The sequence below is a fragment of the Acinetobacter harbinensis genome (assembly GCF_000816495.1).
In the GTDB taxonomy this organism is placed as follows: Bacteria; Pseudomonadota; Gammaproteobacteria; order Pseudomonadales; family Moraxellaceae; genus Acinetobacter; species Acinetobacter harbinensis.
The window spans coordinates 22,301-37,750 of the sequence record NZ_JXBK01000001.1 but is presented as its reverse complement, the minus strand read 5'-3'; the positions used below and the strand labels follow the sequence as shown (position 1 = coordinate 37,750).

Sequence of the window (15,450 nt, the reverse complement as noted above, 5' to 3'; positions counted from 1 at the left end):
GGTCTTTTTTTATGTCTATTGTTTATACTTTTTTATCATAAACTTAAATTACGCTATTTGATCAGAATTATTTAAACTTGACATTGCGTATTGTCAAATTTGTGGTTTAATTCAATTAAGCTTAAACAAGGTTATAAAAAAAATGGAAAAGCATCTTGATATTTTAATTATTGGTGCCGGTATCTCCGGTTTGGGGATGGCCGCTCATTTATTAAAGAACTGTCCCAAGCGGCAGCTTGATATTATTGAACGGCGTGAAAGTTTCGGCGGCACTTGGGATTTATTTAAATATCCGGGCATTCGCTCCGATTCAGATATGTCTACCTTTGGTTTTAATTTTAAACCATGGCAACAGAGTAATGTCTTAGCAGATGGTGCTTCCATCAAAGGTTATTTGTCCGAAGTGGTGGATGAATATCAGTTAAAAGACAAAATTCATTTTCAGCATCGTTTGCTGGCTGCCAATTATGATTCTCAGCTTAAAAAATGGATTGTTCAAATTGAGGATGCCGAGCAACAGCCACAAACTTGGATCGCTAATTTTGTGATTGGTTGTACCGGTTATTATAATTATGATCAAGGTTTTCAGCCGGATTTCCCCAATCAAAAAGCTTTTCAGGGCAGTGTTATCCACCCACAATTTTGGCCTGAAAACTTTGATTATACAGATAAAAAAGTGGTGATTATTGGTAGTGGCGCCACAGCCATCACCCTTGTTCCAGCTTTGGCCAAGGGCGGGGCAGCACATGTCACCATGTTACAGCGCTCACCGACCTATATCGCTTCGATTCCTTCTATTGATTTTGTCTACGACAAGATGCGTAAAATATTGCCTGAAGAGATAGCGTATAAATTTACCCGCGAACGTAATATTCGTACGCAACGCTCCATTTATCTGCTGGCACAAAAGCAACCTAAATTACTGCGTAAATTTTTACTTAAATTAATCAAAATGCAGTTAAAAGATCAAGTCGATATGAAGCACTTTACCCCATCTTATAATCCGTGGGACCAACGTTTATGCGTGGTGCCAGATGGTGATTTATTTGAAATGCTGCGTTCGGGGCACGCCAGTGTCGAGACCGATCAGATCGAGCAGTTTACTGAAACCGGTATTCAACTTAAATCAGGTAAACATTTAGATGCCGATATTATTGTCTCTGCAACGGGTTTAGAAATTCAAATTTTAGGCGGTGTACAAGCCACCCTAGATCGCATTCCGTTAGATACTTCTAAGCATATGCTCTATCAGGGGGTTATGTTGAGTGATGTGCCGAATATGGCCATGATCATTGGTTATGTAAATGCCTCTTGGACATTAAAAGTTGATATTGCCGCAGATTATATTTGCCGCTTAATTAACTATATGGATGAGCATCATTACGATCAAGTAATAGCCCAAGGTGATCCAACCGAGTTAATGGAAGATACGGTGATGGGGAGTTTATCTTCAGGCTATATTGCGCGTGCCGTAGGTGTTATGCCTAAACAAGGCAAGCATGCACCTTGGAAGATTAGTAATAACTACTTATTGGATCGTAAAACGCTTAAGCATGCTCGATTTGATGATGCGGTGCTGCAATTTGAAAAACACACTAATGAAGATTTGGTGCAGTCTAAAAAGGTCTCTTAATTACAAGTGCATAAAAAAGGAGCGTATGCTCCTTTTTTATGCACGCTTTTTATAGTGAACGTGCAATTAACTCTTTCATAATCTCATTGGTGCCGGCATAGATACGATTGGCGCGATTATCAATATAAGCACGTGCAATCGGGTATTCCATCATATAGCCATAGCCGCCATGTAGTTGTAGGCATTCATCTACCACTTTGGAAAACATCTCAGAAATTTTATACTTTGCTGCTGCCGCAGCATCAATGCCCAATTGCTCTTCAAGTTGTAATTGCATGCAACGGTCTAAATAAGCACGGCAGAAGTCAATCTCACTGCGCAGTTCAGCCAGTTTAAAGCGTGTGTTTTGAAAGGCACTGATACTCTTACCAAAGGCTTTACGCTGTTTGGTGTATTGCACCGTATGCGCAAATGCAGCTTCTGCTCCCGCTTGACAGATAATCGCTACAATTAAGCGTTCCCATGCCAATTCTTTCATCAGCATCATAAAACCCATGCCTTCGAGGCCGAGTAAATTCTCTTTTGGCACGCGGACATCATCAAAGAATAGTTCACAGGTGTCTTGTCCTTTCATGCCAATCTTATTCAATGGTTTACCTTTGCTAAAACCGGCTCGGTTCGCTTCGACCAGCAGTAAGGATAAATTGGCCGAGCCTTTTTCACTGTCACCAGTTTTACACACCACAATCACCAAATCACATAAGTAGCCATTGGTAATAAAAGTTTTAGCGCCATTAATCAGATACTCATCGCCCTGTTGTTGTGCTGTGGTTTTAATTGCTTGTAAATCAGAACCTGTGCCCGGTTCTGTCATGGCAATGGCGGTGACGATTTCACCAGTGGCCATTTTCGGCAGCCAAGTGGCTTTTTGTTGTTCATTGCCAAAGTTATTGATGTAATTGGCGACAATATCAGAATGTAAAGAAAAGCCGGTGGACGAATCCATAGCATAGGCCTGTTCTTCAATCAAAATCATACTGTAAAGACGATCTACACCTGAGCCGCCATATTGTTCGGGCATGCTGGCACAGAGTAATCCCATGGCGCCGGCCTTATTCCACAGATCACGATCGACATGCTGTTGTAACTCATATTTCTGTGTATTGGGTATGACTTCTTTTTCGTAAAATTTACGCACAGTTTCACGAAATGCATCATGTTCTGCATCAAATAGATTGCGCGGTAACATGTTGGCTAAGGGGCGAATCGCAGCAGATGACATTTTTATTGTATTCCCAAATTAAATTATTGTTCTATTCAAAGTAGAAGATCGCTGTGCTGATCACAAGGGGATGAATGCTCATAATCGAAAGATGAAATGATGAATTTGGTCAATTGCTGCAAATGGCTCGAAACCTGCGCGAATGATAGGGTAAACTAAGCAAAATTTTGCACACTACGGGGAATGCTATGAGCGAAGAAATAAGCTTGGAAGAACGCAAAGTGATTTATCGTGCGCGCCGCGGTTTAAAAGAAATAGACATCTATTTTGATCCCTATGTAAAAAATTATTATTTACAGGCTGACAACGCAGAAAAACAAACTTTTGCTGAATTGGTAGAGCAAGAAGATCCAGATCTACTGGATTGGTTTATGGAAGTGTCTGAACCGCCACGCCCAGAGATCAAACAATTAATTCTCAAACTTAAGCATTATGTACATGGCTAAGCGCTGCTTTCAGCTGAAACGCAGTCGTCTGGCTGTACTGTTTCAGTTGATTATGCTGATTGTGTTAATCGGAGTGTTGCAGCAATTGCTATCACTCGGGTTATGGCTGTTATTCTCTGTATTGGCGGTAATGGCCTTGATTTATCGTTTAAGGCAACCGTGGGTACAGAGTTTTGAATATTTAGATCAGCAACAATGGTCACTTTTACACTCCAATTCTGCACAGGTTGTACAAGTCAGTATGCGTCATATTATTGATCATCAAGTTTATATGGTGATTTACTTTGACGCTGCTCAGCATAAACCTGTGCTTATTTGGCGGGATCAATTGTCGGTATTACAGTGGAAAGGGTTAAAAAATCTCGCCCATGTGTTTTAATTCTCAATTCATGCCTATCGCGGATAAAATGCAAAGTTCACCTTTGATCTTTGATGAGCCTTTCAATTCTTTTCTTGCTCATGAATAAGTTACAGCCATTGATGTTTAGATATTTCAAGGCGCTATGGCGTCGATGATCAGGCTGACATACAGCTGTTATATTTTTATAAAAACGCTTACGCTCATAGCAAATGCTCAGCAGTAGCATAAAAAATCCATCACTACATTGTGAGGGTTGATCCGATTTTTAATTTTTCAGACCCTTTCTGGCCTTAGGCTCACTAGACTTTTCGCTTAAATGCGGGCACTGGCTTTAATTCGGCCAATTGATCTGCATAATTTTACTGGCACAGTAGTGCGGAAAATTAGAGTAAATACTCTTTTATTCAAATTTCGCATCTGATATGTTGGGTTGCGATGGACATAAATAAAATTATAGAGGACAGGAAAATGTCGAAAGTCCAAAAAATATGCCAAGGTGTGGCGATGATTGTGGTGAGCAGTTCAGTCTTGTCAGGATGTTCTCAAGTGGTTAGAACGGGGGCAAACGTTGCACTGGGTTTTAGTGAAAAACATATAGTTCCGCCTATTTTAGCCATGGATGATGCCGATATGGCATGTAATTCTGGCAGTGCTTTAACCCCTGCGATTATGTCGACCCAATATATGGGGGCAGACCCAACGCGTGTGGCCGTACTTTTATATGCATCTGCTGGTATTTGTGCAGAAAATCAGGCATTGGAATCTGAACTGCGCTATTTGCGTGCCTCCAAAGCGGGTCAAGTGTCTGAGGCGCAAGATGCGCGTATTGCCCAAAAACGCTGGGCCGCCGTTGCTGCGCAGCGTCAATATGCTGGTTATCAGTTGTTAGAAAATCGTTGGCAAGCCAAATACAATAAAAAATTGGGTGAGGGTTGCCCCAAAATGAAAAGTGACCTAGATCAAACTGTATACCTAATGGGCATGCTGAGCGGATTACAAGCCATGACCAACGATATTCACTCGGGTGGCGCTGTTCAAGTGCCTAAAGATATCGCTGCAGTGGTTGAGCGTGGCATGAGCTGTGTAGACAATGCCAAATTTTGGGGCGTACCGAATGCAACACGCGCGTTGATTTGGACTTTATTGCCGGGTGCAGGTGAGGGTAAGCCTGATGCCTATCAGACCTTGAAGCAATCGGTTGCATTGGGTGAGCAAAAAGGCGTGCGCTTGTCACATGCACTATATGCGGTGGCTGCTCAAGCCAGTGGCGATGATGCCAAAATTCGAGATGCTTTAAAACAATTTGCCGCTGCGCGCTCAGAGGAAAAACCGGTTAATCCACAATTCAAGCTGCTGGATAGTATGGCGCAAAATATGGTACAGGGTATTTCAGATCGTTATTGGACTGAGCATACCGGTATACGTGCCAGCGAAGATGGGATGCAGCATTTTTGGGATGAAAAACAAAATCCCGCAGAATTAGATGAGCTGTTTAGTGTTGAGGCCGGCGCTGCTTCTTAACGACATTTATTTTGAGCCGAGTTTTATCTATCTGCTGAGCAGCATTGATTTGTGCTTCAGTATTTTGAAGGAGGCATGCTTATGCAAGACCAATTTATGCTACACAAAGTGATTTTTATTGCCATTGTGATGTCATTTTCTGCATGTCTTCAAGTCTTTCCAGATGTATTTATTTATTGGCAAGCCAGTTTGTTACATGAGTTTTGGCGCTTGTGGACGGGCCATTGGGTACATGTGGGATGGATTCATTATCTATTGAATATGCTGGCCTTTGCATGTTTACCTTTCATTTTTCCACGGGTAAAAATTTGGCATTTTGTTGCGCTACTATTTTTACTGCCGGTCTTTATTAGTTTAAGTTTTTATTATTTTTTCCCTGATATAGAAGCTTATGCCGGACTCTCAGGGGTTTTGCACGGTGCTTATGTCACTGTGGCTTGTGTGCATTTGTTGTATAAAAAAGAGCGTCATTTTGCCGCATTGGTGTTGTTGTTAATCTTGGCGAAATTAATTTGGGAAAATACGATTGGCAGTGTAGGTACAGCAGAATTAATTGGTAGTCCGGTCTTGGTCGAAGCGCATTTGTTGGGTGTGATTGGTGGGGTGCTAATTGCGCTGATTTATATTTTATGGGAATACTTTTTTGAAAGCACAGCAGATTGACTTTTAAAACACCAAAGAAAATACAGATTGTCATTTTTATTTTTGCATAACTAATGCACATTTAGGCCGAAGAATAAAGCAATTGAGTAGCGTAAGGATTTCTCTATTCAAAAAAATTAGCAGCGTTTGAATGAAAGGGCTGCAAGAATCAAAATAAAAAATAAGGATCGTCATGCAAAACAATCAAGAGAATAGATCAGGACTCGGTCTATTACGCTATATATGGACCACTTGGATTTCAACTTCCATTATTTTATTGCTGCTGTTGTTAACGCTGATCATTGGTACGGGCGAGATGATTCATGGCCAATTACTGCGTGTTGGAGAGCGCTTGTATGGCAATGAAAGTGTCGGGATGCAATATTCCTTTTTACGCGCCGAACCAAGCCGCCCCAGTTGTGATCGTCATCCCAATATCGATGCACAAGTGCAACAGCAAATGAATGCCAATGCCAAAGATGAATTTGCCGATATTTTTGGCACCACTTCTGCTGCGGATGTGCGCGCTTCTGTGTTGGCGGGACAGCAACAATGTGAAGAAAAATATCAGTTTTATGATAAAGCACTGAAGTATATGGATGAGCGCCCCAGTGTTAGAGCTTATCGTACGTTTGAAACCTCATTCTTTGGGATTTTTAAATTCGGCACTGAAAATCGCGTCATTATTTTATTGTTGATGGTGGTGGTGGCGGCCATTACTGCTTCGGTAAAGTTTCATCATATTGGTTTGCGCGCACCCAGCAGTCGACTAGATTATCGGGTCTATGCCTTTTTTATGTTGCTTGGAAATGGCTTGCTGGCCTGCTCTGTGCTTAGTCAATATCATTCGGTGATCAATTCTGGGGTGGTTTCCACCTATGAAACCTTGACCATTTATTGGTTATGGATTTTTCTATTTATCACGTTAAGCTTAATTAGTCTCTTTCAGTTTTTTAAGCCACCGCGGGTTGTAGATGCAGCAAAAGGCACACTGGGCTTGGCCTTACTCAGCGTGCCTTTATACGCTTATATGGCCTTGCTGACCGGTATTATATTTACCTTTGTCATGGATTACCCAATGGGACAAGGGATTTACTTGGGCATTTTGGTTGAATTCTCCGGTATTTTCTTAAATCTTGCGCTGTTTATTTGGGCCGGTATGTTATTGACCCAAACACGTGTTATGGATTTGTTTTTAGGTATTTTACGCCCATGGAACTTGGCACCGGAAACCTTAACTTGGCTGATTTTAATTGCTGCGGCGATTCCAACGGCCTATACCGGTGCTTCGGGAATTTTTGTGGTGGCCGCGGGCGCAATTATTTATAAAGAAGTCTGGAATTCCGGTTCGCGTCGTCAATACGCGTTGGCAGTTTCTGCCATGTCTGGATCATTGGGGGTGGTGATTCGTCCATGTTTATTGGTCATTTTAATTTCCATGCTCGACAGTCGTCATGTCACCTCAGATGAATTGTTTAATCATGGTATTTATGTATTTTGGCTCACGGCTTTTATCTTTTTAGGCATTTCACTTTATCTGGCTGAAACACGTTTTCGCATTAACTCGCCAAAAATTGCGGTACCGGGCATGCTTAAAGCCATTGTTCCGGTTATTCCCTATATCGTCATTACTGCTGTGGTGATTGCCATTTATAAATATGGTTTAGACACCAAGATGGATGAGTTTACTGCACCGGTCATTTTACCGATTATCTTGTTGGCTTATATGATGTTTGATAAGTGGTGGGGAGATCGTTTTGTGACACCGCCGGATCGGCATGCCGCATTGGTCATACAACATGAAAAACAATCAAATTTTATGCGTGAGCACACCCCACACGCAGCAGAGAAAACCCGTGGTTTTTCCGGCGCACTGTGGTTTGCTTCAGCAGAAACGGTGGGGCATATTGGTGCATTAATTATTTTAATGGCATTGTCTGCCAGTGTTGGAGGATTAATTGAGCGCAGTGACATCGTACAATTGTTGCCGACGCACTTGGGCAATATTTATATTTCACTGGCCTTCATTGCCTTGCTCTTGGCTATTGTGGGCATGACCACCGATCCATTTGGTGCGGTTATTTTGGTGGCAGCGACCATTGCACCGGTGGCTTATGAAAATGGTATTCATCCGATTCATTTTTGGATGATTGTTTTGGTTGCATTTGAATTGGGATATGTGACGCCGCCTGTGGCACTCAATCATTTGCTGACCCGAATGTCGGTTGGCGATGCCGAAGTCCGCGCAGCCGATGCCGAAGCCAAACTGCAATACAACACGTTTTATTATCGTTATGAACGTTGGTTACTGCCGATTATGGTGCTATTGCCGTCTCTTTTGATTGTGACCTATGCGCCGTATATTTTTAAAATGTTTGCTTGGTATCCCTAAGTTTCAGCTGAGCCAATATTTATTTGAAACTGCACCTCACCGGTGAGATTGCTATGATCGACTGGCTGAGGTGCTTTTAATCGGCATTGCGTTTAAGCCTAAAATTTAAAAAAATAGTGCCGTTATTCTGAATCAATCCATTCAAAAATAGGCACTCAATGTTTATTGATATTGACTTAACAGTGCTAGGGCATTATTAAGGTGCAGCTTTAAGCTGTGCTTCTAGCAATTGAATTTGCTCTTCTTTTAAACGAATCAGCTCATCGGCTTGGCTGTGTTGGGTGCTCAACATTTGCTGTTGATCATTCAATTGGGTTTGGATATCTTCTAATTTGGCCACTTCTTCTTTGGCTAAGGACTGATCCTGTGGAACAGCGGCGTTAAGCAGATCTTCATTGACCAATTGAATGGTGTCTGGATCGGTAGCGATAAAAGACTCGGCTGCTGGTTGCTCAGCAATCACGGCAGGTTTGGTTGATACGGCTGTTTCAGGCGCTTTTACCGGTTGAGGGTTGCTTGAGAATAACCACTGATAGGCCAAAAATAGGACAATCAGCAGCACTAAGCCGCCGGCAATACCCACCAAAAGTTTTGGGCTATTTCTTTGATTTAACATTTTACATTGAACCTGTGTTATTTGGGCTGACGTGGTTTAAATTGAATGACACCCATCTCATCGGCCACTTCTGGCGTTTGCGGTGGATCGATGTGGGTTGGACGATTTTCGCTATAGCCACATTCGATACATTCAATCCATTCCTCGTCGCCAGAGGTAAGCATGACCACACGATCTAACGCTGCACATTTAGGACACTTAACACCTGCAATGAAACGACGTTTAATAGTCATGTTACGCTTATCCTCTGATCAATCTAAGAGCCGTATTTTAAAGGTTTTTGCGGTCATCCGTCCAACCTTGATGGCGTAATAAAGCATCTATTTTCGGCTCACGTCCACGGAAATTGATAAACGCATCAAGTGCTGTATCTTTTCCGCCAACTGCTAGAATAAATTGACGAAATTCTTTTCCGACCGCGGTATTAAAGACGCCTTCTTTTTCAAAGCGATCAAAAGCATCACTGGCCAAAACTTCGGCCCATTTATATGAGTAATAACCCGCTGCATAACCACCTGCAAAAATGTGGCTAAAGCTATTTTGGAAACGGTTATACGGCGCTGTGGCAATGACCGCATATTTTTGACGAATCTCATCTAAAGTGGCTTGGATGTGTTGGCTATTGAGCGCCGGATTGTGTTTGTGAATAGACAAGTCAAATAAGGCGAATTCAATTTGACGTAAGCTTTGCATACCGGACTGAAAGAAGCGTGCATCCAATAATGATTGTAGTAATTCAGGCGGTAAATGCTGCTGCGTTTCAATATGCTCGCTGAGTAAATTTAGACTGTCGATATCCCACGTCCAAAATTCCATAAATTGGCTAGGTAGCTCAACGGCATCCCACGCCACACCATGTGTGCCAGCCACAGAAATATTGTCTACTTCGGTCAGCATATGGTGTAAGCCATGTCCAAATTCATGGAATAAGGTATTCACTTCATCATGGCTGAGCAGCGCAGCTTGTGTACCCACAGCGGGCGTGAAGTTACACACCATATAGCAAATTGGTTTTTGTAAACCGGCCGTCGTTTGCATACGTGAGCGAAAGCCACTCATCCATGCACCACCACGTTTACCGCTACGTGCATATAGATCGAAGTAAAAACCACCCAACACCACGCCATGTTCTTCAAGTTCAAAATAACGCACATCGCTTTGCCAAACCGGTGCTTGGCGCTCTACGACATTGATGCCATAGAGACGATTGACAATACTGAACAAGCCTTGCAAAATTTTAGGTGCAGGGAAATACGGCTTTAAGGCTTCTTGCGAGAGATTGTATTGTTGAACTTTGAGTTTTTCTGAATAGTAGCCCGTGTCCCATGGTTGTAAATCACCAATTCCATCTGCCAAAGCAATGGCTTTAAGTTCAGCCACTTCTTTTTCTGCCGGTACGCGGGCATGCTCAGCCAAATCAATTAAAAATTGCTCAACCGTGGCAACATCCGGTGCCATTTTACTGGCCAGTGATAACTCGGCATAGTTGTTAAAACCCAACAGCTGCGCCATTTCTTGACGTAAGCTTAAGATTTCTTCCATCACCTGACTATTGTCAAAGGCTGGATATTCAGATTGATCTGAAGCACGTGTGGTATAGGCTTTATAGAGCTCGGCACGTACATCACGATCATCGGCATAGGTCATAATTGCCATATAGGCAGGAATATCTAAAGTGGCCGCAGCTTGCGATAATTGATGCTGCTGACCATATTGTTTCAGCAGCTCAACACTGTTGGCGGGTAATCCTTTCAGCTGTGCGTCGCTTAACGGTTTAACGTACGCTTGGGTGGCATCAAGCACGTGATTAGAAAAATCTGAAGACAGCTGAGACAAGCGCGCAGAGATGTCGGCATATCGTGTTTTGGCTGCGCCTTCTAGGGCCACACCCGAAAGTTTAAAGTCACGTAAAGCCAGTTTAATCGCACTTTGCTGTGCAGCAGAAAGTGTCGCAAATTCAGCGGCATCGTGGATGTGTTGATAGCTTTGATACAGCAGGGTGTGCTGACCGAGCTGGGTATAATATTCACTTAACGCAGGCAGTAAGGCCTGATGTAGCTCACGTGTTTCTGCGCTGTTCATCACCGCATTTAAATGCGATAAGATTCCCCAGCATTCACTGATATTGTTTTCCAGCTGATCGACTTGATCTAGTAAAGTCAATTGCGCAGAAAAATTGCTCGGCACTGCGGTTAAGGTCGTTAAAAAATGCTGTCCCTGTTGAATGGCTTGTTCAATCTGTTGTTTTAAATCCGGCAATTGAATCTGATCAAATTGTGGAACCGGTAAGGTTGCGTGCTCTAAAGTCATCTTTATACGCCATTCATTTATAGATTTAACAGTAGATGTCGGGTCATGGAAGCAAGAAATCAAGCTTTAAGCACATAACTGCTGAATTTAACTGCTCTAAAAAATTATCTCTATCAGCTAAATCGGAATTTGAGCTTTAGCGAGATGATGAGGCAAATAATCGGTGTCGCTACTCAGTATTTTTAGCTATAGGTATTTTAACTGTAAATTTGATCTGATCGGAGAGAGGGGTTTGCTTGAGTCGAGACTACAATGAGTCAGCTCACAGCAGCCAGAGCGTTGAAAAAATACAATAAAGGGTGGGGGATAGATAGCATTGCTCTGATCATTGAAGACTGTTTTTTAATGGTGAGCCAAAATTAAAGAGAGCCGAAGCTCTCTTTAATGGAACCTAAACTATTCTGTTTTAGGTTTGGCGTTGGCCTTTTTCTTTTTTAACTTAAACTTTTTCTTCACTTTGTCTTGGGCTTTTAAGTCTGATTTGACTAAAGGTTTCTTATCCGACTTGGCTGCATTGCTTGAAGACTTGGTTCTGGGCTTTTTCTTACGCACCGGCTGTTGACCATCTTCACTTAACGGCGCTTTTTTTGGACTATAAACCTCTTCTTTACTGGCAGTTTTTGCCACACGCGGTGCACGGCTACGAATAGCACGACCGGCATGGGTCATTTGTTGCAACAGTTCAAAGTCAATTTTACGATCTTCGAGGTTCACCGCAGCCACTTTAATTTTGACTTCATCACCTAAACTAAAGCTTTGACCGCGCGCCTGACCGATTAAGCTTTGGCTGGCTTGATCATAAACAAAGAAGTCATCGCCCAATTGGCTGACGTGAATCATGCCATCGACATACAGATCTTTTAAGGTCACGAATAAACCAAATTCTGCCACTGCACTAATGGTACCGACAAACTCTTCACCCAAATGCTGCTGCATATAGTGGCATTTTAACCACGTGGTGACCGAGCGTGAGGCTTCATCAGCACGGCGTTCAGTTTGTGAGAAATGCTCGCCAGCTGCTTCTAAAGCCGCACCTGAAAGTGGTGATGGCTTTTGTTGTAAATGCGCTTTAATGGCACGATGCAACAATAAATCTGGATAGCGACGAATTGGTGACGTGAAGTGCGTATAGGCTTCATACGCCAAACCAAAGTGTCCGGCATTGTTGGCGCCGTAATAGGCTTGCATCATCGAACGCAATAACACTGCATGAATACTTGGTGCATCAATTCGTTCTTTGGTCGCTTCAATGACGGCTTGATAATCTTTTTGCGTCGGTTGTTCAGGGAACGGTAGACCCAACAATTTGACATATTCACGCACTTTTTGAATACGTGAAAATTCTGGTGGCTCATGTACACGGTACAGCATCGGAATATCATTTCTTAAGGCATATTCCGCGGCGGCCACGTTGGCCAGCAACATACATTCTTCAATCAGTTTATGTGCTTCATTACGAGAGCGAGGCAAAATTTCTTTAATGCCGCCCATCTCATCAAAAGTCATATAGGTTTCGACTGTTTCAAATTCCATCGCATGGCGCTGCGCACGTAAGCCTTTCAGCACCTGATACAACTGGAATAAGGTGTTGACCGATTTGCGTACTTCACGGTCTTCAGGAATCGCTGTGCTGTCACCATCTAAATACTCTGCAACCTGTGTATAGGTTAAGCGTGCTTTAGAGTGCATGACCGATGGATAGAATTCAAAAGCAGTCACCCGACCAGCACGTGAGACATTTAAGTCACAGACCATGCATAAACGGTCTACTTGTGGATTGAGCGAGCACAGACCGTTGGAGAGGGCTTCTGGCAGCATCGGTAAGACAAAATGCGGGAAGTATACCGAAGTACCACGTTCTTTGGCTTCATCATCTAAAGGTTTATCTGGACGTACATAATGGCTCACATCGGCAATGGCCACCACCACGCGATAACCGCCGCCTGGACGTTTTTCCGCATACACGGCATCATCAAAGTCGCGTGCATCTTCACCATCAATGGTAACTAAGGCTAAATCCCGTAAATCAATACGTCCGACCAAGTCTTGTGCATTGGGTTCTTGAAAGCGTTCGGCATCCTGAATGACTTCTTCTGGAAATTCATATGGTAAACCAAACTCTAAAATCGTCTGTGGAATAATGATTTCTGTATCGGCTTTATCCGCCATCGATTGTACGATGTGACCGGTGGCCAATTCTTCCCGTGTAGGATAGTCATCAATGGCCACGCGAACAGAATCACCCACTTTAACTTGGGCATGTTCAATCAGCTCTTTTTCTAAAGTAATGGGCTGATGTGCATTAGGATTGGCCGGCTGAATAAAATATTCACCTTCATGCACGGCAACTTTACCAATAATTTGTTTAACGCGGTGCTGCAGCACCTCAGTGATAAAGCCCCAAGGCTTACCTTTACGATCGACTGAGGTTTGACGCACTTTGACGCGGTCGCCATTAAAGACCAAACGCAGTTCGCGTTCAGGCAATAAAAAATCTTCATGATCGGTGATTTTGGCTGTGCCTAAACCTTTGGAATTGATATAGACCGTCGCCTCATGCGTAGGTTGACTGCTGGTCAGTTGGAACTTAAATCCATCTTTCATTAATTGGCCATCGCGGACCATGGCACTTAAACGATGGCTAAGTGCTTCTATGCTTTTTTCATCTGCAATATTGAAATGTTCAACTAAATCGGCATGAGATTGCGGTGCTTGTCGTTTTTCAATCGTGTCTGAAATCAGAATACGACTGGGAATAGGATTGTCATAACGCTCAGCTTCAGCTTTGGCTTCAGGATCGACCCAATTTTTCATAATGTCTTTGGCTTCATGTCAGAAGATAGGATTAGCATATGTCATGCTGCAAGATACTGCACGTAAATGATTGCAATATTGTGTTTTCACTTTTAATTTTACCGCGAAGCCGTACATTTCACACCTGTTGTAATGGAAAAAGCCCGATAAGCGGCTCAATAAAACAGCAAATCGTTTAAAAAATAGATGATTGATTAAAAATATTCAATTTTTTTCAAATGTTGCTTGAAGAAGTGCCGTTTAGTTTGTATTATGGCGGCTCGTTACGGTGAGGTGGCCGAGTGGCTGAAGGTACTCCCCTGCTAAGGGAGCGTGGGTCTTAAAGCCCACCGAGGGTTCGAATCCCTCCCTCACCGCCACGAATAATTTGAAATGCGCTCATAGCTCAGCTGGATAGAGCACTTGGCTACGAACTAAGGGGTCGGGAGTTCGAATCTCTCTGAGCGCACCAATCAAATTAAATGTGGTAATGTAACGCCGTCGAAAGACAACTCAAGTACGCGCTCATAGCTCAGCTGGATAGAGCACTTGGCTACGAACTAAGGGGTCGGGAGTTCGAATCTCTCTGAGCGCACCAACTTGAATCCATCGACAGATGTAAAATTGAAAAGAACCGCACCTGTTGCGGTTTTTTTGTGTCTGAAAATAAAGCTCATAACTGCTCTATTCGACTATTCAGTTAAGCTGTGGGTAATGAAGGATGGGTCTATAGTGGTGTTCGGTTGTGACTAAACCTACGTTTTACTGAGCCCTGTGCATAAACGTCATCTTTTTGCCTTTAAGTGGATTTTTTGCATGGCGTCAGTTGGTGAAAAATCAGGAGCTAATCAAAGCCGTGAAGGCATACAGTAAAATCAGTTGAGGGATAAGTATGATCGAATAACTCATTCTTTGAACAAAGCGACTTAAATATTTTGATTGATACGCTTCATACCCGAGAAAAAAACTAGCCATGACATTTAAGATGATCGTGCCGAGTAAAATTTTAAATTGACGATTTATCTTGGCCACTGAGTTTGCAGGTGTATAGCTAGCATAATAAGCCTGCGGTTGAGCACTCGATTCGAGATAGCGAATGGCTTGCAGCTTTAAATAAAGATCCGTTTCAGTCTGACCCAGCGCTAACACAAATTCTGTTGCATGAATCTGCTCAGTTTGTAGAAGGGTGGCATATCTCATATAAATTTTTATCACAGATGAGCGCTAAGGATTTTCCACTTGGATAGGCTTGCTCAATAAACAGTTTCGTTTCTGTTTTAAATTGTTGAACGCGATAAGGATGATCTTCAGTGAACAGAGATTGCATTTGCCAATTAAATTGCGTGAGCGCTTTATATTCATGCATGGCGATATAGCTCATAGAGTTAATCACACCAATGAAACACACCGCTAAAGTCAATTGCGCGAACTGCATTCTATTTTCTTCTGCTTGAATCAGCATTTTTTTTGGATCAAAATCGTCTTATTGTCGATTTAAGCCCCAGTACATTCGC

General features: G+C 42.7%; 13 protein-coding genes and 3 tRNA genes. 9 read left to right on the top strand and 7 right to left on the bottom strand.

Annotation, left to right across the window (positions count from 1 at the left end):
- Positions 1-142 precede the first annotated feature (142 nt).
- Positions 143-1,633: a flavin-containing monooxygenase gene (locus SE27_RS00200; protein ID WP_039619803.1), complete on the top strand. Its 1,491-nt coding sequence runs from the start codon at positions 143-145 to the stop codon at positions 1,631-1,633.
- 49 nt (positions 1,634-1,682) lie between these two features.
- On the opposite strand, the gene SE27_RS00195 is transcribed toward SE27_RS00200, so the two are convergent.
- Positions 1,683-2,855 (bottom strand): acyl-CoA dehydrogenase family protein, encoded by a 1,173-nt coding sequence (locus SE27_RS00195; protein WP_039619801.1) that lies wholly within the window; start codon positions 2,853-2,855, stop codon positions 1,683-1,685.
- A 188-nt stretch (positions 2,856-3,043) separates the two neighbouring features.
- Here SE27_RS00195 and SE27_RS00190 point away from each other — a divergent pair, with 188 nt between their 5' ends.
- The 5 genes from SE27_RS00190 (at position 3,044) to SE27_RS00170 (ending at position 8,217) form a co-directional block, all read left to right on the top strand.
- Complete coding sequence (locus SE27_RS00190; RefSeq protein ID WP_039619798.1) at positions 3,044-3,301, top strand: FAD assembly factor SdhE; 258 nt, start codon at positions 3,044-3,046, stop codon at positions 3,299-3,301.
- The gene (locus SE27_RS00185) at positions 3,294-3,680 is read left to right on the top strand and encodes a hypothetical protein (protein ID WP_039619796.1); all 387 of its coding nucleotides are present in this window, start codon (positions 3,294-3,296) and stop codon (positions 3,678-3,680) included. The genes SE27_RS00190 and SE27_RS00185 overlap by 8 nt, the downstream gene beginning before the upstream one ends.
- A gap of 450 nt (positions 3,681-4,130) precedes the next feature.
- Positions 4,131-5,183, top strand: a complete 1,053-nt coding sequence (locus SE27_RS00180) for a hypothetical protein (protein WP_039619794.1) — start codon at positions 4,131-4,133, stop codon at positions 5,181-5,183.
- Positions 5,184-5,258: 75 nt separating this feature from the next.
- Positions 5,259-5,846, top strand: a complete 588-nt coding sequence (gene rrtA, locus SE27_RS00175; RefSeq protein ID WP_370686762.1) for a rhombosortase — start codon at positions 5,259-5,261, stop codon at positions 5,844-5,846.
- Between the two features lie 172 nt (positions 5,847-6,018).
- Complete coding sequence (locus SE27_RS00170; protein WP_039619791.1) at positions 6,019-8,217, top strand: TRAP transporter large permease subunit; 2,199 nt, start codon at positions 6,019-6,021, stop codon at positions 8,215-8,217.
- A 196-nt stretch (positions 8,218-8,413) separates the two neighbouring features.
- Here SE27_RS00170 and SE27_RS00165 read toward each other — a convergent pair whose 3' ends face one another.
- The 4 genes from SE27_RS00165 to rnr all read right to left on the bottom strand — a co-directional run bounded on the left by SE27_RS00165 (position 8,414) and on the right by rnr (position 13,960).
- Positions 8,414-8,833, bottom strand: coding sequence for a hypothetical protein (locus SE27_RS00165; RefSeq protein WP_039619789.1), 420 nt, complete (start codon positions 8,831-8,833; stop codon positions 8,414-8,416).
- 17 nt (positions 8,834-8,850) lie between these two features.
- Positions 8,851-9,066 carry a YheV family putative zinc ribbon protein gene (locus SE27_RS00160; RefSeq protein WP_039619787.1) on the bottom strand — a complete coding sequence of 72 codons (216 nt, stop codon included), beginning with the start codon at positions 9,064-9,066 and terminating at the stop codon, positions 8,851-8,853.
- 37 nt (positions 9,067-9,103) lie between these two features.
- Positions 9,104-11,143: a M3 family metallopeptidase gene (locus SE27_RS00155; RefSeq protein WP_039619785.1), complete on the bottom strand. Its 2,040-nt coding sequence runs from the start codon at positions 11,141-11,143 to the stop codon at positions 9,104-9,106.
- Positions 11,144-11,539: 396 nt separating this feature from the next.
- Entirely contained in the window at positions 11,540-13,960 is a 2,421-nt protein-coding gene (gene rnr / locus SE27_RS00150; RefSeq protein ID WP_201772983.1) for a ribonuclease R, read from the bottom strand.
- 264 nt (positions 13,961-14,224) lie between these two features.
- On the opposite strand from rnr, the gene SE27_RS00145 reads away from it, so the two are divergent.
- The 3 genes from SE27_RS00145 (at position 14,225) to SE27_RS00135 (ending at position 14,534) form a co-directional block, all read left to right on the top strand.
- Positions 14,225-14,316 (top strand) — tRNA-Ser (locus tag SE27_RS00145).
- Between the two features lie 15 nt (positions 14,317-14,331).
- Positions 14,332-14,408 (top strand) — tRNA-Arg (locus SE27_RS00140).
- A gap of 49 nt (positions 14,409-14,457) precedes the next feature.
- A tRNA-Arg gene (locus SE27_RS00135) sits at positions 14,458-14,534 on the top strand.
- Between the two features lie 239 nt (positions 14,535-14,773).
- Here SE27_RS00135 and SE27_RS00130 read toward each other — a convergent pair.
- Entirely contained in the window at positions 14,774-15,136 is a 363-nt protein-coding gene (locus SE27_RS00130; protein WP_039619782.1) for a hypothetical protein, read from the bottom strand.
- On the bottom strand, positions 15,108-15,398 hold the full coding sequence (locus tag SE27_RS00125) for a hypothetical protein (protein ID WP_039619780.1): 291 nt from the start codon (positions 15,396-15,398) through the stop codon (positions 15,108-15,110). Before SE27_RS00125 ends, SE27_RS00130 begins: the two co-directional genes overlap by 29 nt.
- Positions 15,399-15,450 lie beyond the last annotated feature (52 nt).

Coding starts and splice junctions, on each gene's coding strand:
- SE27_RS00200 (WP_039619803.1), top strand. CDS start 143: ATGGAAAAGCATCTTGATATTTTAATTATTGGTGCCGGTATCTCCGGT.
- SE27_RS00195 (WP_039619801.1), bottom strand. CDS start 2,855: ATGTCATCTGCTGCGATTCGCCCCTTAGCCAACATGTTACCGCGCAAT.
- SE27_RS00190 (WP_039619798.1), top strand. CDS start 3,044: ATGAGCGAAGAAATAAGCTTGGAAGAACGCAAAGTGATTTATCGTGCG.
- SE27_RS00185 (WP_039619796.1), top strand. CDS start 3,294: ATGGCTAAGCGCTGCTTTCAGCTGAAACGCAGTCGTCTGGCTGTACTG.
- SE27_RS00180 (WP_039619794.1), top strand. CDS start 4,131: ATGTCGAAAGTCCAAAAAATATGCCAAGGTGTGGCGATGATTGTGGTG.
- rrtA (WP_370686762.1), top strand. CDS start 5,259: ATGCTTATGCAAGACCAATTTATGCTACACAAAGTGATTTTTATTGCC.
- SE27_RS00170 (WP_039619791.1), top strand. CDS start 6,019: ATGCAAAACAATCAAGAGAATAGATCAGGACTCGGTCTATTACGCTAT.
- SE27_RS00165 (WP_039619789.1), bottom strand. CDS start 8,833: ATGTTAAATCAAAGAAATAGCCCAAAACTTTTGGTGGGTATTGCCGGC.
- SE27_RS00160 (WP_039619787.1), bottom strand. CDS start 9,066: ATGACTATTAAACGTCGTTTCATTGCAGGTGTTAAGTGTCCTAAATGT.
- SE27_RS00155 (WP_039619785.1), bottom strand. CDS start 11,143: ATGACTTTAGAGCACGCAACCTTACCGGTTCCACAATTTGATCAGATT.
- SE27_RS00130 (WP_039619782.1), bottom strand. CDS start 15,136: ATGAGATATGCCACCCTTCTACAAACTGAGCAGATTCATGCAACAGAA.
- SE27_RS00125 (WP_039619780.1), bottom strand. CDS start 15,398: ATGCTGATTCAAGCAGAAGAAAATAGAATGCAGTTCGCGCAATTGACT.